Consider the following 17,420-nt stretch of genomic DNA (forward strand, 5'->3'; position numbering starts at 1 on the left):
TGTGAGCTGTACGACCCGTCCCGGAGAATTGCACCGTTGTAATTAGCCCCGCGCTTCCTGCCCCTGATCAGCGGCAGGACGCCAAGTCTCAACTTCAACTCGAGACCCACGTGTCACACGCCCCGTCGATGCGCGACAATGGAGCCGTGAACGAGTCTCAGGACACCTCTGTCGACACCGAGGAGAACGCAGCGCGCACCCACGAACGGGGCTCACGGCTGTACCCACGAGTGACGAGCTTCCGCTCTCGGCGTGGAGCGCTGACCGAGGCTCAACAGACCACCTGGGACAGTCTGTGGCCGCGAATCGGCCGAGATGTCGCCGACGAGCAGATCGACATCGACGCCTGGTTCGGCCGCAGTGGACCGGCGATTCTCGAAATCGGGTCGGGCACCGGCACGGCCACCACGGCGATGGCCTCGGCCGAGCCGCACGTCAACCTCATGGCCGTCGAGGTCTACCGTCCCGGCCTGGCCCAGACGCTGCAGCAGATCGAACGAGAAGGCATCGAGAACATCCGGCTGCTCCGCGGTGACGCAATGGACGTACTCGAGAACATGCTGTCGTCGGAGTCGTTGACCGGAGTCCGGGTCTTCTTCCCCGATCCCTGGCCGAAGGTTCGCCACCACAAGCGTCGCCTGCTGCAAGGGCCGACCTTCGCGATGATCGCAGACCGACTGAAGCCGGGCGGCGTTCTGCACGTGGCCACCGACCATGCCGAATACGCTGAGTGGATTGCCGAGGCCGGGAACGCCGAACCCGGCTTGACCGTTCTCGATTGGGAATCGCCCATGACGCACGAGCGGCCGGTGACCAAGTTCGAGGGCAAAGCACAGCTGGTCGGCAGCTCGGTGACGGAATTGATCTGGGGAAAGAAGACAGCATGAGCGTCAGTACGGACATGCCCGACACCGTGGTCGACCCCTCCGAACTCGGCGCGATCGGTGAATCGCGCCACAGTAAGCGCGTGCTGCTGGTCTGGGACGCCCCCAACCTGGACATGGGGCTTGGCGCAATTCTGGGTGGCAGACCCACCGCCGCCTACCGCCCACGGTTCGATGCACTGGGCCGTTGGCTGCTCAGCCGCACCGCCGAACTCTCCACCTCGGGCACCGCGACGCTCGAACCCGAGGCGACGGTGTTCACCAATATTGCTCCCGGTAGCGCCGATGTCGTCCGACCCTGGGTCGAAGCATTGCGTAACGTGGGCTTCGCGGTGTTCGCCAAGCCCAAGGTCGACGAAGACAGCGATGTCGACGCCGACATGCTCGACCACATCGACTTCCGCAACCGTGACGGCGGCCTCGCCGGGGTCATGGTCGCGTCCGCCGACGGTCAAGCGTTCAAGGGCCCGCTGGAGGCCATCGCAGCAACCGGAGTGCCGGTCCAGGTACTCGGCTTCCGGGAGCACGCAAGCTGGGCTGTCACGTCGGACATCCTGGAATTCCTCGATCTCGAGGACATCCCGGGCGTGTTCCGTGAGCCACTGCCACGGGTGAGTCTCGATTCGCTCCCCGACGAGGGCGCGTGGCTGCAGCCCTTCCGACCGCTGTCCGCCCTGCTCGTCGGGCGCCAAGGAGTTTCTTAAGTGTTCGCCAGATGGGGAGACATCGTCTACCGGCTGCGGTACACCGTTATCGGTGTCATGGTGGCCGGGCTGCTGGGCTTCGCAGCCTACGGTCTCGATCTCAACAGCCATCTCAGTCAGAGCGGTTGGGACGATCCGACCTCGGAATCGGCCCAGGCTGCCCGTCTGGCGGACACCACGTTCGGTCGCGACAAGCAGGGTGACGTCATCCTGCTCTACACCGCCCCTGCGGGGTCGACCATCGACGACCCTGATTTCCAGTCCAAGATCGTCGCCAATCTCGACTCCCTCGCCGCCGACCACCCCGACCAGATCGAGAAGGTCAACGGCAGCTACTTCCGGACGGCGACTGCTCCGAACCTCGCCGCACTCGGCACCACCGACAAGCAACACGCCATTGCCAGCGTTGCCATCGCCGGTGCCAACGACACCGAGCTGACCAACAACTTCCAAGCCGTCAAGGACGTCTTCTACATCGACGGCGTCGACGTGCAGGTCACCGGACTGCAAGCCGTGGCGGGCGCACTGCAGTCGACCATGGCCGGCGACATCCACCGTATGGAGCTACTCGCGATCCCCGCCGTCGCGGTGCTGCTGTTCTTCATCTTCGGTGGCGTGGTCGCAGCCGCGCTTCCACTGATCATCGGTGGCCTGACCGTCGTCGGAGCCAACGGCATCGTGAAGGTGTTCACCAACTTCACCGAGGTCAACTCCTTCGTTGCGCCCGTGGTCTCACTCGTCGGCCTCGGTCTGGCCATCGACTACGGGCTGTTCATCGTGTCGAGATTCCGAGAAGAACTCGGCGACGGCTATACGACGCCGCAGGCCGTGCGCCGCACCGTCATGACGGCCGGTCGCACCGTGGTGTTCTCCGCGACGATGATCGTCGCGTCCCTCGGTGGACTGCTGCTGTTCCCGCAGGGCTTCCTGAAGTCGGTGGCCTACGGCTCCATCGCCACCGTCGCGCTCGCGGCACTGACGGCCATCACGATCCTGCCCGCCATGCTCGCGATCCTCGGCCCACGAGTGGACGCACTGGGTCTGAAGTTCATGCGCAAGACCAAGTCGAGCGAGGAGATCGAGAACGGCATGTGGGGCCGCCTCACCCGCTGGGTGATGCGCAACCCCGTCAAGGTCACCGTGCCCATCGTGCTCGGTCTGGTGCTGCTGACGCTGCCCGTCGGCAACATCAAATTCGGCGGCATCAACGAGACCTACCTACCTCCAGACAACGTCACCCGCGTCGCGCAGGGCGAGTTCGACACCCTGTTCCCGGGTCAGCGCACCGAGCCGATCAAACTCGTGATCAGCAATGCGCAGGGTCCCAACCTCGCCGCGATCACCACTCAGGCAAACAACGCTCCCGGGTTGGTCGAACAATTCTCCCCGGTCGGTGCCAGCAAGGACGGGATCATCGTCTTCAAGGCCGGTCTGGTGGATCGTAACGATTCCAAACCCGCCATCGACTTCCTGCGCAGTATCGACGTGCCGGACGGAGCGTCGGTCCTGGTCGGCGGCACACCTGCCATCGAGCAGGACTCGATCAGCGCACTCATCGACAAATTGCCGCTGATGGCCGTCCTCGTGGTGTTCATCGTGACGCTGCTGATGTTCCTGACGTTCGGATCGTTAGTGTTGCCGATCAAGGCGGTGCTCATGACCGTCCTCGGCCTCGGTGCGACCATGGGCATTCTGACGTGGATATTCATCGACGGCAACGGTGCGGGGCTGATGAATTTCACCCCTGGTCCGATCATGGCTCCGGTGTTGGTGCTGATCATCTCGATTGTGTTCGGCTTGTCCACCGACTATGAGGTGTTCCTACTCTCCCGCATGGTCGAGGCACGCGAAAAGGGTGCCAGCACAAGCGAAGCCATCCGAATCGGAACATCGCACACCGGTCGCATCATCACCGCTGCGGCCCTGATCCTCATCGTCGTGACCGGAGCGTTCGCATTCTCCGATCTGGTGATGATGAAGTACATCGCGTACGGCATGATCGCCGCACTCATCATCGACGCCACCCTCATCCGCATGTTCCTCGTGCCCGCCACGATGAAACTGCTCGGCGACGATTGCTGGTGGGCTCCGCAGTGGATGAAGCGAATTCAGCGCAAGCTCGGACTCGGCGAGACCATCCTCGAAGACGAACTCCTCCCCATCGCCGATGTGCCAGAGCTCGCCCTCGCCGGGGGTGCGCCGTCCACCACGGTCGCACCGCCGCTGCGTCCGGCACCGCGGCGCAGCGAACCGCTCACCGAGCCCATTCCTGTTGTGGCGCCCCATGGTTCGGGCCCTATCCGGGCGACCCACGCCGCGAAAGAAGAGTCCAGGCGCAGTGTGACGGGACGGCCGGCAACACCACCCGAGCCGACCCGCGAAACTCCAGCAGCGCCCCCGACGGCATCACGTCCACGTCCGACTGCGGCGCCACGTCCGACCGTCGAGCCCGAACCTACCCAGGCCGCAGGCGTAGTTCGGCCCGTGCCGGCGGTCGATCCGGTTGCAGATGCTCCGTCGGCCGAGCCGCCGCGCGCACCGAGTGCACCGCGTCCGCCGGTAACACCGCCCAGCCGACCCCGCCCGGCTCGAGCACCTCGAGCCGAGGAACCGGATTCACGGTCCATCGAGAGCTGGCTCGCCGATCTGCGAGCACCCAGCGCGTCGCCACCGAGTCGGCCGAACACGCCCGTGAACGGTTCCAATCGGAACGGTCGCGGCGAGAGCGGCCCTACACGGAACGGCTCTGCACAGAACGGATCCGACGAAAGCAGCTCGAGTCGAAACGGCAACAGCAGCAACGGATCCGAACACAACGGCAGCAACGGCAGCAACGGCAGCAACGGCAGTGAGCATCGCGTCGCCAACGGCACCGAGCACAACGGCACCAATGGATCCGAGCATCGTGGGCCCGACCGCAACGGCACCAACGGATCCGCTCCGAGCGAGTCGGACAAGCCGTCGGGCCGTCGAGCGGCACCCGCAACCGAGGGCGGCGACAGTGGCCGTCATCGCGGCGGTGAGAACGGCCAGGTACTCAGCGTCAGCGAATTGCTTGCGAGGGAACGCAACCGTTCACGGTGACGGAGCGCCGCCGCGCATGTGAGTGGACCCCTCTCTCCAACTCGTTGCGCAAGCTACACTCTCGCCCGTAGTGGGGGTCGAAGTTCACTCACGTGGCAACGACGCCGCGTACACCGAGGGGGAGTCACACACACGTGTTCGTTCGATGGGGAAACTTCGTCCACCGGCTTCGGTACACCGTTCTCGGGGTGATGGTCGCTGGGCTGGCGATCTTGGCGGCGTACGGCTGGGATCTACCGGATCACTTGAGCCAGAGCGGATTCGACGATCCGACGTCGCAATCGGCCGCGGCCAGCAATCTTGCGGACGAGACGTTCGGGCGTGACACCGAGGGCGACGTCATCGTGCTGTACACCGCTCCCGAGGGCTCGAACATCGATGACCCGTCGTTCGATGCGGCGATCACCCAGAACCTCGACTCGCTGGTCGTCGACCAGCCGGACCGCATCGCGAAGATCAACGGCAGCTATTTCAGAACCGCGGGAGCACCCGTGCTCGCGGCGCTCGGCACCGCCGACAAGCAGCACGCCATCGCGAGCATCGCGATCGTCGGCAGCAACGACACCGAACTGACCGAGAACTTCCAGGCCGTCCGGAACGCCTTCTATATCGACGGTGTCGATGTGCAGGTCGCCGGCCAGCAGGCAGTAGCTGCCTCCCTGCAGTCGACGATGACCGACGACATCCATCGCATGGAGGTCCTCGCCATCCCCGCCGTCGCGGTGCTGCTGTTCTTCGTTTTCGGCGGTGTCGTTGCTGCTGCGCTTCCCCTGATCGTCGGTGCGCTGACGGTCATCGGAGCCAACGGCATCGTGAAGCTCTTCACCCACGTCACCGAGGTCAACACCTTCGTCGCGCCGGTGGTGTCGCTGGTGGGGCTCGGCTTGGCGATCGATTACGGCCTGTTCATCGTCTCCCGTTTCCGAGAGGAGCTGGGCGACGGCAGATCGACGCCCGATGCGGTCCGTCGAACAGTCATGACTGCCGGTCGTACGGTGGCGTTCTCGGCGACGATCATCGTCGCGTGCCTCGGTGGCCTGCTGCTGTTTCCGCACGGGTTCCTGCGGTCGGTCGCCCTGGGTTCGATTGCGACGGTCGCTCTCGCGGCACTGAACGCGATCACCATCCTGCCGGCCATTCTGTCGATTCTCGGCCCACGCGTCGATGCCCTCGGCCTCGCGTTCATGCGCAAGACGAAGTCCTCGGAGGAGATCGAGAACGGCAGGTGGGGCAAGCTCACGCACTGGGTGATGCGCAATCCCATCAAGGTGGTCGTCACCATCGTTCTCGGACTGCTGGCCCTGACGTTGCCCATCGGCAATCTCGCGTTCGGCGGAATCAACGAAACGTATCTGCCACCGGACAATCCGACGCGAGTGGCGCAAGAACAGTTCGACGAGCTGTTCCCCGGCCAGCGCACCGAGCCCATCAAGCTGGTCATCCAGAACGCGCAGGGTCCCACACTCGGGGCCATCACCACCCAGGCCAACAACGCACCCGGCCTGATCGAGCAATTCACCCCTGTCGGTGCCAGCAAAGACGGCATCATCGTTTTCAAGGCCGGGTTGATCGATCGCAACGACAGCGCGCCCGCCATCGAATTCCTGCGCAGCATCGACACTCCGGACGGCACGACGATGCAGGTGACGGGAACGCCTGCGATCGAACGGGATTCGATCGATGCGATGGTCGACCGCCTACCACTCATGGCGGCACTGGTCGTCATCGTCGTCACGGTACTGATGTTCCTGACGTTCGGATCGCTGGTGCTGCCCATCAAGGCGGTACTGATGACGACGCTCGGGCTCGGGTCCACGATGGGCATTCTGACGTGGATCTTCATCGACGGCCACGGAGCCGGTTGGATGAATTTCACACCCGGACCGATCATGGCGATGATTCTGTTGCTGATCGCGGCAATCGTCTTCGGACTCTCCACCGACTACGAGGTATTCCTCCTGTCCCGGATGGTCGAGGCTCGCGAAAAAGGCTCCAGTACAAGCGAAGCCATCCATATCGGCAGTTCTCACACCGGACGCATCATCACCGCTGCGGCCTTGATCCTCATCGTCGTCACGGGGGCGTTCGCGTTCTCCGATCTGGTGATGATGAAGTACATCGCCTACGGCATGATCGCCGCTCTGATCATCGACGCGACCGTCATCCGCATGTTCTTGGTGCCTGCGACGATGAAACTGCTCGGCGACGCCAGCTGGTGGGCGCCGGCTGGAATGAAGCGTATGCAGCGCAAGCTCGGACTCGGCGAGACCGTCCCGAAAGACGACTGACGCGCCTGCCCCCGGGCCCCCACACCGCGTGAATGAACCACTGCACCGCCGAGACGTATGCAATGGTCCATTGACGCAGCAGGGGATCAGGAGGACGCTGCCGCACTCTCCCGATCAGCGAACACTTTGGCGTATCGGGTTCCCGCGATCAGCAGCAGCAGACCTACTGCGATGAAGGCGATGACGCGGAACAGTCCGTCCAGCGCGACAAGGTCGAACAGGAACAGTTTTGCGATGGCCGCCGCTGTCAAGGCCAGTCCGGCCACGAGTGCTACATGGGCGTGCGTGACGCTACGCAACCCGAAGGCCAGGAGCGCGAAGGCTGCGATCATCCACTCGATGGTGGCCGCAGTGTGACCTGCCGTGAATCCTGTTGATTCGCCGCCGATTCCGATGCCGAGCATGACCGTTGCCGCCGTCAGTCCGTAGAGCGCGAGTACACCGCCGACGATGGCGAGGGTCTGCATTCCGTCGTCGACCAGGTCCAATTCGGCCAGTACATAGGCGAAAGCGAAGGCCGTTGCTGCCAGCAGGATTCCACCGACCACGATGCCGGCACTGCCGACGGCGAAATCGGAGTCCAACAGCGCCCGGGGCGGGCAGACAGAGACGAACATCAGTGCACCGATCACGCCGAATCCGCTACCGATCAGGTACGCAAGTGTCGAGCGAGTGCTGTGCGCCACGGCGAGCAGAGCGAGGGCGACAGCGAACAGCGCGACCGGACGGATCTCGAGGCTCGTCGACTCGACTGCAGCCTGCAACGTGGCGAGGGCACCGATCAGCGCGACCGTGATGCGAGCATGTTGCGGCAACCAGCTCACCACAGCCACGATCGCCACTGCTGCAGCAGCAAGGAGCAGTTGGAGGGTGACGGTGATATCGCGGTCGAAGATGTCGACGGAGAGCAGGACCGGCAGCGCCGGCAGGGCGATCATCACGGTCGCAACCACATCGGAGACGTTGCGGCGCAGCAACTCCAGCGACATTCCGATGCCCAGGACAGCCGTGAGCACGATGGCCAGAAGCAGCCAGTAGTTATCGGTCGAGCCGTTCATGTCGGCAGTCGCGACCGCAGCCGACACCGCGCCGACGAGGGGCACGGTCCGAACAATTTGCAGGATCTGCCAATTCCGACCGATCTGGGCGGGGAAGCTGGCGACGTAGGTGGCGATGAAGAATGCGATCAACGCCAGGGTGAGACCCTCGGTCAGTACCGGGCCGCACACCGCGACGCCGGCCAGAATCAATACTGCCATCGGCTGCGACTTCCACTGCACCGCCAGAGCTGTTCCGGCAGCTGCAATTCCGAATGCAACGATCAGTCCGATCACGGGATCGAGCCAGCCGTACAGAACGGACGTCGCAAGCACGTCGAGGTACAGGCCCGCGATGCCGGTGGCAGCGAGAGCAATTCCGCCGACCCGTCCACCGGAACGCCCGAACACCCGAACGCCCGCACCGATCAGCGCGAGTGAGAAGACGGCTCCGGCCGCAACCCGCAGCGGCGGCCCGAACCACCCGGCCTGTGCCGCGAGCACCAACAGCATCACGACACCGACGAGGGTGACGCCGGCCCCGGCAACGGCCAACAGACGACTGATGACCCCGTCGCGCTGCCACCAGGGCTCCCTCGGCGGAGCGGGCGGACGCGGCGCAACAACCGGCCCACGCGGCGCTGCGACCGGCCCAGGGGCAGCAGGCTGAGTGCGACCCACCGGCTGGCTCGCGGGCTGCCCCAGGGTTCGGTACATCGGCTGACCGTAGTTCTGCGGCGGGAGCTGCTGCGGCACGAAAGGCGGCGCATAGGACACCGCAACGGGAGCGGGCGGCATCGGGGCAGGAGCCTGAGAAGCAGGAGCCTGGGGAGCAGGAGCCTGGCGAGCGGCACCGAGTTGCGACTGCAGGGTCTGCAGATCGACGGCCACCTGACGCATGTGGTCGCCCAGGGAATCGAAACGACTGGACAGTCGGGCGACGAGTTGCGGATCCAGCCCGGAGTTCTGGGAAGAAGTCATGGGTTAGATACTGCGAGCATTGCCGCAGAAAAGCGTGAGTAGTGCTACTCGAATCGCTCGAGTAGTCGACCTGTCAGCCGAACATCCTGCGAATCGAACTGCCGAAGGGATGTTTTGCGGTCACCGAGCCCAAACGAACCTTGCCCGACACGACCAGATGCAGCGGCCCGTAGGGCGGGCCGGTTCGGACCTTGTTGGTGGCGCTGCCCGCCACCGTGTCGACACCGTTGAGGTCGACGGTCGCTTCGGTGGGCACGATCAGTGTCACGGTGCTGCAGTAGTCGTCGACGTGTATCTCGACCACTTGCGTCGACATGACTGCCTGGGTGAAGTCGAGCGTCACCGTGGACATGCGGGTGGAGACGCGCAGGCTCGGCGGCACGTTCCACGGTCCCTTGCGGGTGATGGTGGACATGGTGCCGCGCAGTGTGTCCGACGCGCCGCTGCCGTGCCCCCAGTGCTCCTGAACAACACGATGCGGTGCGGACTTCGGGGTCTGCCCAGCCAGAGGCTTCGCGGACGGCCGATGCTCCTCGGCGATCTGCATCCCGGGCAGGTCGGCGAGTACCGAGTTCAGCTCACCGCGGGTCTTCGACGCCAGAGCGGTGTCCATACGCTCGGTGAACTCACCGAGCGAGAGCATGCCCTGCCCCACGGCGCGTTGCAGCAATTGCCCGACGTGTTCACGTTCGGCATCGGACACTCGCAGATCCCTTGCCTCCATGCACTCAGGGTAGCGAAGATCAGGCTGCGCGACCGCCGAGAACCGACAGCATTCCGGACACCGACGCGGGCCAACCGAACTCTTCGGCGCGCAGTCTCGAGGCGGCGCGGCGGCCGTCGACCGGCAGTTCGAGCACTCGCTCGATCTCCGTAGCGAATCCATCGGCGGTGTTCTTCGAGGATCCCCCGCACTGCGGGGTGACGATCTGGGCCAATGCCGAGGATTCCGAGACGACGACGGGTGTACCCGCCGCCAGTGATTCCAGCGCGGCGAGTCCGAAGGTCTCGTGCGGTCCGGGTGCGAGAGCGATGTCGGCCGAGGCCAGCAGCGCGGCGACGGTCGATCTGCCTGCTACGAAACCGAGGAAGTCGACGGGTAGGCCGCGGGCGCGCCGTTCGAGGCCGGCCCGGCGGGGACCGTCGCCGGCGATGACCAACCGAGCACGTATGCCCGAAGCATTGAGCGCCGCAAGAGAATCGATACTTCTCTCGACGTGCTTCTCCACCGACAGCCGGCCACAGTGCACCAGCAGGCGATCGGCGTCGCCCAACCATGCCGATCGGTCGACCACGCGCCGCCGTCGCGGGTGAAACAGGTCGAGATCCACCCCGAGCGGCACCCGATGAACGTTGCCGACGCCGATACGCTCGAACTCCCGTTGCGCGAACTCGGTGGTGCACACAACGGCGTCGTACTGCTCGGCGGTGCGAAAATTCGCCAGATCGGCACAGGGCCGGGCACAGCGCATCGGCATCGTCTGCGCGAGCAGACGGTCGAGGCGTTCGTGGGAGATCATCACGCTCCGCACATCTCGCCGAGCGGCCCACCTACCCATGCCGCGCAGCGTCAGCCGGTCCGACACTTCGATGACGTCGGGCGTCAGACCGCCCGCCACTGCGGACACCCGGCGCGGGTCGGCCACGCGGTAGCCGCCGGTGCCCGGGATCTGCGGTGCGGGCACCTCGATGCGCACCACTCCCGAGGGCAACTGTTCCTCGCTCCACTGTGCTCCTGGCACGATCAGCGTCACGTCGTGACCAGCAGCGACATAACCCGATCCGAGCTGGTCGACCGCCGTCCGCAAACCACCGGACCGCGGGCCGTAGAAGTTTGCCACTTGGACGATGCGCACCCGCTCAGTCTTCTCGTCCGCGCGTCCACCGGGCACCGCGGCGATGGACAGTGGCCCAACCCTCGCCGAATTTCTGTGTGGAGATCGCTACCAGCGGGTAGGTGGAACAGATGCGAGTAACACTGCAATCCACCGGAAACGCCGCAGCGCCCGAGGTCTGGGAGCGCTACATGGAGCCGACGGCATGGAAGACCTGGGCTCCCCAGATCATCGGCGTCGAATACCGCGGGGAGCGACTCACCGCGGACAGCACCGGCCGAGTGCTGGGGCCGCTGGGATTGCCGATCGATTTCAGGGTGCATTCGGTCGACGAGCGATCGTGGACCTGGGCATGGTCGGCGTGGTTCCAGAACCACGCCATCGGGGTCGACCTGACGCACGGCGTCGTCTCACGGCCCAGCGGCACCAGAGCCTGGCTGACGATCGACGGCCCGATGCCCCTGGTCCTGCCGTACGTACCGGTCGCCAAGTTCGCGCTCGGCAAACTGTGCGCGCAGTAGCGCTACTCGGAGCGCGTGACGGTCTTCTCGTCGGATTTGTCGGCGACGTGGGTCGGTTCGGGCGTCGGTAGGGAAGGCTCCTCACCCGATCCGTCGAGATGGCCGTCGAACTCGTCGATCGCCTCGTCGCGTTCGGCACCGGTCTGATCGAGGTCGGCGTCGACACCTTTCGAGTGCTTCGCCGGGTCCACCGTGGAATCCACTGCTTTGTTGTCGGTCATGGAGTCAAGAGTGCCCGTCGGCCCGGGACGCAAACCCCTACAGGCCCTTCTCGATGGCGTAGCGGGTCAGTTCGACGCGGTTGGCCAGCTGCAATTTCCGCAACGTCGCCTGCACATGATTCTCGACGGTGCGGTGACTGAGAGTCAATCGCGTCGCAATCTGCTTGGCGCTCAAACCCTTTGCCACCAGTCGGAGTACCTCGGTTTCCCGGTCGGTCAGCGTCGGGCGAGCGTCGGATTCAGCTTCGGGGGACGACGACATCCGCCGGAACTCCCCGAGGACCAGACCTGCGAGGCCGGGAGTGAACACCGCTTGCCCGGCCGATGTCGCGCGGACGGCGTCGAACAGTTCCTCCGCCGATGCACTCTTGACCAGGTAACCCGTCGCACCTGCCTTGATCGCGTCGAGCACATCGCTGCGTTCGGCAGAGGCGGAGAGCACCAGGATCTTGGTCTCGGGCGACGCCTCCAGGACGGCCACGGTGGCGTCGGCCCCGTTGCCGTCGGGCAGGTGCATGTCCATCAGCACGACGTCGGGAGTGGTGGCTCGGGCGCGGCGCCCGGCAGCGGCGACACCGTCCGCGGTGGCGACGACCCTGAATCCGGCGGCCTCGAGATCACGGGCGACGCCGTCGCGCCACATCGGGTGATCGTCGACGACCATCACTGCGATCTCGGCATTCGTTTCCTCTGTCATCGAAGTCCCTTCGTTCGAGGAAGACGAATCTCCCATTCGGTTCCCTCGCCGTCGGCGGTATCGAGCAATGCTGTGCCACCGAGAGATTCGACGCGACCCAGTATCGATTTCGAGACGCCCATCCGGCCCTCGGCTTCGGCGGCAGCGAGGCGTCCGGCAGGAATTCCGTGGCCGTCGTCGCGGATACTGACGATCAATTCCCCGTCGACGTCCTCGAGCAGCACGTAGGCCTTGGCATCGACACCGGCGTGGAGTTCGACGTTGGACAGCGCTGTGGCCACGACAGCGGCGAGTTCCTCGGCCACCTCGGATTCGACGAGAACCGGATCCGCCGGAGTCGATACGGAGACAGCGGTACTCGCCTGCGTGCGCAGCAGCGCTCGAACGTCGACGATCGAGCCGGTGTGATCGCCGCGCGGAGCGGCCTGTTCCGAGATCAGCACCCGCAGAGCGACTTCCTGCTCACCGGCAAGGTTCGCGAGTTCGGCTGCAGACCCGCCTATTTCGAGTCCTCTTCGGCGCACGAGAGCCAGTACCTGCAGCACCCCGTCGTGCACCTGCCGGGCGAGTCGTTCACGTTCCTCGGTGATCGCGGCCGATCGAGCTGCGCGTTGCAGCTCCTCGTGAGCGCGCCGAGCGGTGTTCGATGCCATCCCCAGCGCCAGCCCGGCCGAGAGCAATACCGGAGCGGTGGCGTCGGACCAGAGGTCCGAGTCGAAGCGGTCGCGAACGAGCGCGCTGACCACCGACATCACGACACCGGACGCAATCCCGCCCTTGGGGCCCAACAGGATTGCCGCGGAGATGACGGCGTTGGTGGCCCACAGCGTGGTCGGCAGGGTCTGGCGGGTGCTGTACCAGTCGTAATCGGCCACCAGTCGCGTCGACGCCATCAGCGCGATGACGATGATCTGATCGGCGAGCACCACCTGCCAGCGCGGAAGCGATGCGCGCGCGAGCATCAACGCCGAGGCCCCGGACCACACGGCCATCAGGGCAACGAACACCCAGCTCAACCGTGGGTTGGTGTAATTGTCGACGGTGGCAGCCTGATAGCTGACGGCGTAGACGAGGGTGATCAGGCGAAAGGCCTGCGAGGCCCGCCACAGCGGGGTGTCGGGATCGGACGAGGTGAGCGTGGTCCGCACCCGATCAGTCCGCATCGGTGTTCTGGCCCGAGGTTTTCGAATCCGAGGTCATCGAGTCCGAGGTCATCGAGTCCGGAATCTTCAGTTCTCCCTTGGCAAGTCGATCGGGCTCGTCGGCACCGGGAGGTGTGTGCGGATCACTGGCGTCGGCGGCGTACAGCGGGTCGGTCGGTTCGAGTTCCTCGTAGACCTCCTCCGGATCGTCGGCGAGCAGCGACCGGACGGCGGTGTTGAGAACTGCGACGATCGGGACCGCGAGCAGGCCCCCGACGATGCCGGCGAGCAGAATTCCGACGGTGATGGACAGCACCACCGCCAGTGGGTGCAGCCGTACCGCACGTCCGAGCAGAAGTGGTTGGAGCACATGCCCTTCGAGCTGCATGACGGCGACCACGATGCCGAGGGTGATCACTGCGGTGATCAGGCCCTTGGTCACCAGGGCGATGAACACGGCCACGAATCCGGTCAACACGGCACCGATGATCGGGATGAACGCGCCGATGAACACCAACGAAGCCAGCGGCAGGGCCAGCGGTACACCGAGAATGGCAAGGCCTGCACCGATGCCGATGGCGTCCGCGGCCGCCACGGCAACCGTCGCGCGCACGTATCCCACCAGGGACCCGAAGCCCTGGATGCCCGCGGTGCGGATCTTTCTGCGGGCTCCGGTCGGCGCGAGCCGGGTGACGAACTGCCAGATCTGATCGCCGCCGTACAGGAAGAAGATGAGGGTGAACAGTGTCAACAGTGCGCCGGTGAGAATCTCACCGATCACCGCGGCAGTCGTCAGCGCACCGCTGGTGACGGCTTCCTGGTTGTCTTGGATGACCTTGACCAGGTTGTCGGTGGCCTGCCGAATCTGGTCCTCGCTGATGTGCAGCGGTCCGTTGCTGAGCCATTCCTCGACGCCGTTGATGGATTGGGTGAATTGATCGCCCACCTGCGGCAGACCTTCGATGAACTGCTCGACGATGAAGGTCATGATCCCGGCGACGACGCCGATGCTGGCGATGATCACGATGATCACCGCGACGGCCCGCGGCACTCCGCGTCGATGCATCCAGTCGACGACCGGCACGAGCATTGCCGACGCCAACAGTGCGAGACCCAAGGGAATGACGACGGTGCTCAGCTTCGCCACTACATACGCGAAGGTGATGAATCCGGCGAACAGGACAAGTAGTCGCCACGTCCATTCCGCCCCGACCCGCACCAGCGGGTGCACCGAATCTGCCGCCGAAGTGGGGCCCGGGGACGCCCCCGTACCTTGCGCCCGCAACTCGTCGGTGCTCACCCGCTAAATTTAACCTGTGCTGGCATCTTTCCGAGCGGTCTCGCTCACCCTGAAGAGTCGCTGGCCGCTCTATATGTTCTCGATGCTCATCGCCAATGTCTTCGGGGCCGTGCTCGTGTTCGCATTCGTGCGCTACGGCCTGCCCATCCCGGAATCGGAATCGATCGTCGCCGACCGCGTCCGCAACGTGTACATATTCGGTGCATATCTGGGTGTCGCCCTGGTGGTCAGCCTGATCTACGCGTACACGCTGCTGCGCTCGGTCATCAGGTGGCAACTCCGCGGTGGCCCGCCCACCCGCAAGGAACAGATGACGACGCTGCACGCGCCGTTGCGTCAGGCGATCGTGCACCTGATTCTGTGGATCATCGGCGGCATCATCTTCGTGCTGCTGACCATCGCAGAGATGCCGTCGCTCTCGATCGCGGTCATCGTCACCGTCGGAATGGCCGCGACGGTCACCTTCGGATTCACCTACATGCTCGGCGAGCGCATCCTGCGGCCGGTCGCGGCCATGGCTCTGAGCGAGGGCCGCTTCGATCGCACGATGACGCCCGGCGTCGGCACCCGTATGGCCATGACGTGGGGACTGGGCACGCTGATGCCCGTCATCGGCATCATCCTGCTGTGCGCCACCCAGCTGACCACCGATCTGGTGTTCTCCCCCAACGCGCTGGCCGTCGCCATCATCCTGCTCAGCGTGCTGGCCATAGTGCAGGCCTTCGTGCTCTCGATGCTCACCGCGAGCCAGATCTCGGACCCGATCAGCCAGCTGCACAGCGCCATCGAACGTGTTCAGCGCGGCGAGACCGACGTCGAGGTCGACGTGTTCGACGGCAGCGAGATCGGGCGCCTGCAGGTCGGCTTCAACCGCATGATGGAGGAATCCGCCGAACGACGCGTCCTGCGAGAGCTGTTCGGCCAGCATGTCGGCGAGGACGTAGCACGTCGCGCACTGCAATTCGGTACCGAACTCGGCGGCGAAACACGATTCGTCGCGGTGCTGTTCGTGGACATGGTCGGCTCCACTGCCACCGCCTCCGAGCGCCCACCGAGCGAAGTCGTGGTGCTGCTCAACGAGTTCTTCCGCGTCGTCGTCGATGTCGTCGGACGTCATCACGGCTTCGTCAACAAGTTCATGGGCGACGCGGCCCTCGCGATCTTCGGAGCCCCACTCGATCGTCCCGACGCGCCCACCGCCGCGCTCGCAGCCGCCCGTGAACTGCGATTCGCCCTCAACGAGATCACCGGTCTCGACATCGGCATCGGCGTCTCGGCGGGTCTTGCCGTCGCCGGCAACATCGGAGCCTCGGAACGCTTCGAGTACACGGTCATCGGAGACCCGGTCAACGAGGCCTCGCGACTCACCGAGCTGGCGAAACTGCGCCCCGGACGCGTCCTGGCGTCGACCTCGGCCCTGTACTTCGCCGACGACGAGGAACAGGAACAGTGGGAGTTGGGTGACCAGGTTCAGCTGCGTGGTCGACGACGGGCCACCCACCTGGCCTGGCCGATCGAGTATCCCGACGCCACACCCGGCGACGGTTAGTCTGACAAGGTGCCCGACCCCAGCTCCACCCGCGGACCCGCAATGCGGCGTCCGCGAAACCGACTCCGGTGGGTCAAGTGGATCGCCGGAATCGCCCTGGTGGCACTGCTGGTGGGCGAGGCGATCTACCTGTGGCCGCGGCTGCACGAATCCTGGACTGCCGTCCGCGAAATCCACTGGGGTTGGTTGGCGGCCTGCGTCCTGGCTCAAGCGGTGTCACTGAGCGCGTTCGGCCGAGTGCAGAAACAACTACTCGACGCCGGCGGCGTGAAAGTACGTCAGCGCAAGTCCGTTGCCGTCATCTACGGCAGTACCGCGATGGCGCTCACTCTCCCCGCCGGGCAGGTCTTCTCGACGGCGTTCACGTATCGCGAGACCCGTCGCTGGGGCGCGAGCCCGGTGGTGGCGTCGTGGCAGTTGGCCATCTCCGGAGTTATCGCCGCAGCGGGACTGGCCGTCCTCGGGGTGGCCGGAGGATTGGTCGTCGGTAGTTCGTTCAACACGTTCACCGTGGTGCTGCCGATCGCCGGAGTCATCGCAATCGTCGTCGCCGTCCGCTACATCTCGAACCATCCTCAGTCGATCAAGACCGTCGCCCGCTGGGGACTGCGCCGCTACAACGCGTTCCGCAACCACGAGCTCGACGCCGGGGCCGAGGGCATCGACAAGATCATCGGCCAGATTCAGTCCGTCCAGCTCGGTAAACGCGACGGAGCGCTGACGCTGTCGTGGTCGGCCGTACATCGACTCGGCGACGTGGCGTGCCTGGCATTCGCGTGCTTCGCCGTCGGCGCGGATCCACGTCTGTCCGGTTTGCTCATCGCCTTCGCTGCGGGCAAGGCCGTCGGATCCGTTCCACTCGCGCCGGGCGGTCTGGTCGTCGTCGACGCGACCCTCATCGCGTTCTTGACCAGCGCCGCATCGATCACTGCGTCACAGGCGGTCGCGTCGGCGCTGGTCTATCGCGGGGTCAGTTTCATCCTTGTCGCCATCGTCGGGTGGATCGTGTTTCTGGTGCTCTTTCGTAAGCATCAGCACGCCGATCTCGAATTCGACATTGCGCTCGAACAGCAGGAGACCGCAGAGCTGGGTCGCACCGAGAACAGCCGGGACGCGAAGGGCGATCCGGAGCCGGCATAAACGCAGACGTTCAGTGGCGTTCGTCACTTTCTGTTCA

At 65.0% G+C, this 17,420-nt stretch carries 14 protein-coding genes; 7 read left to right on the plus strand and 7 right to left on the minus strand.

Features of this window, described 5'->3' with window-relative positions; all coding sequences use genetic code 11:
* Positions 1–128 precede the first annotated feature (128 nt).
* From trmB to O4220_RS06780, 4 genes are all read left to right on the plus strand, one after another.
* The gene (gene trmB / locus O4220_RS06765) at positions 129–887 is read left to right on the plus strand and encodes a tRNA (guanosine(46)-N7)-methyltransferase TrmB (RefSeq protein ID WP_032405268.1); all 759 of its coding nucleotides are present in this window, start codon (positions 129–131) and stop codon (positions 885–887) included.
* A 14-nt stretch (positions 888–901) separates the two neighbouring features.
* Complete coding sequence (locus tag O4220_RS06770) at positions 902–1,588, plus strand: NYN domain-containing protein (RefSeq protein WP_230596533.1); 687 nt, start codon at positions 902–904, stop codon at positions 1,586–1,588.
* Positions 1,589–4,672, plus strand: coding sequence for an MMPL family transporter (locus O4220_RS06775; protein WP_269602910.1), 3,084 nt, complete (start codon positions 1,589–1,591; stop codon positions 4,670–4,672).
* A 134-nt stretch (positions 4,673–4,806) separates the two neighbouring features.
* Complete coding sequence (locus O4220_RS06780) at positions 4,807–6,960, plus strand: MMPL family transporter (RefSeq protein WP_332112801.1); 2,154 nt, start codon at positions 4,807–4,809, stop codon at positions 6,958–6,960.
* Positions 6,961–7,046: 86 nt separating this feature from the next.
* Here the strand turns inward: O4220_RS06780 and O4220_RS06785 are convergent, their stop codons facing one another.
* The 3 genes from O4220_RS06785 to O4220_RS06795 all read right to left on the minus strand — a co-directional run bounded on the left by O4220_RS06785 (position 7,047) and on the right by O4220_RS06795 (position 10,834).
* Positions 7,047–8,978, minus strand: a complete 1,932-nt coding sequence (locus O4220_RS06785; protein WP_269602911.1) for a DUF2339 domain-containing protein — start codon at positions 8,976–8,978, stop codon at positions 7,047–7,049.
* 73 nt (positions 8,979–9,051) lie between these two features.
* On the minus strand, positions 9,052–9,702 hold the full coding sequence (locus O4220_RS06790; protein ID WP_269602912.1) for a DUF1707 SHOCT-like domain-containing protein: 651 nt from the start codon (positions 9,700–9,702) through the stop codon (positions 9,052–9,054).
* 19 nt (positions 9,703–9,721) lie between these two features.
* Complete coding sequence (locus tag O4220_RS06795; protein ID WP_269602913.1) at positions 9,722–10,834, minus strand: glycosyltransferase; 1,113 nt, start codon at positions 10,832–10,834, stop codon at positions 9,722–9,724.
* 110 nt (positions 10,835–10,944) lie between these two features.
* Here O4220_RS06795 and O4220_RS06800 point away from each other — a divergent pair, with 110 nt between their 5' ends.
* Positions 10,945–11,334, plus strand: coding sequence for a MarR family transcriptional regulator (locus O4220_RS06800; RefSeq protein WP_269602914.1), 390 nt, complete (start codon positions 10,945–10,947; stop codon positions 11,332–11,334).
* 2 nt (positions 11,335–11,336) lie between these two features.
* On the opposite strand, the gene O4220_RS06805 is transcribed toward O4220_RS06800, so the two are convergent.
* From O4220_RS06805 to O4220_RS06820, 4 genes are read right to left on the minus strand one after another with little or no spacing between them, the layout of a single operon-like run.
* The gene (locus O4220_RS06805; RefSeq protein WP_269602915.1) at positions 11,337–11,555 is read right to left on the minus strand and encodes an autophagy-related protein 2; all 219 of its coding nucleotides are present in this window, start codon (positions 11,553–11,555) and stop codon (positions 11,337–11,339) included.
* Between the two features lie 37 nt (positions 11,556–11,592).
* A complete protein-coding gene (locus O4220_RS06810) occupies positions 11,593–12,219 on the minus strand; it encodes a response regulator (protein WP_269602983.1) in 627 nt (208 codons plus the stop codon).
* A gap of 29 nt (positions 12,220–12,248) precedes the next feature.
* Complete coding sequence (gene macS / locus O4220_RS06815) at positions 12,249–13,415, minus strand: MacS family sensor histidine kinase (RefSeq protein ID WP_420030320.1); 1,167 nt, start codon at positions 13,413–13,415, stop codon at positions 12,249–12,251.
* Complete coding sequence (locus tag O4220_RS06820; RefSeq protein ID WP_420030321.1) at positions 13,405–14,694, minus strand: AI-2E family transporter; 1,290 nt, start codon at positions 14,692–14,694, stop codon at positions 13,405–13,407. Before O4220_RS06820 ends, macS begins: the two co-directional genes overlap by 11 nt.
* 73 nt (positions 14,695–14,767) lie before the next feature.
* Here O4220_RS06820 and O4220_RS06825 point away from each other — a divergent pair, with 73 nt between their 5' ends.
* The gene (locus tag O4220_RS06825) at positions 14,768–16,243 is read left to right on the plus strand and encodes an adenylate/guanylate cyclase domain-containing protein (RefSeq protein ID WP_269602985.1); all 1,476 of its coding nucleotides are present in this window, start codon (positions 14,768–14,770) and stop codon (positions 16,241–16,243) included.
* A 42-nt stretch (positions 16,244–16,285) separates the two neighbouring features.
* The gene (locus tag O4220_RS06830; RefSeq protein WP_269602986.1) at positions 16,286–17,383 is read left to right on the plus strand and encodes a lysylphosphatidylglycerol synthase transmembrane domain-containing protein; all 1,098 of its coding nucleotides are present in this window, start codon (positions 16,286–16,288) and stop codon (positions 17,381–17,383) included.
* Positions 17,384–17,420 lie beyond the last annotated feature (37 nt).

The organism is Rhodococcus ruber (genome assembly GCF_027270735.1).
Classification (GTDB): domain Bacteria; phylum Actinomycetota; class Actinomycetes; order Mycobacteriales; family Mycobacteriaceae; genus Rhodococcoides; species Rhodococcoides rubrum_A.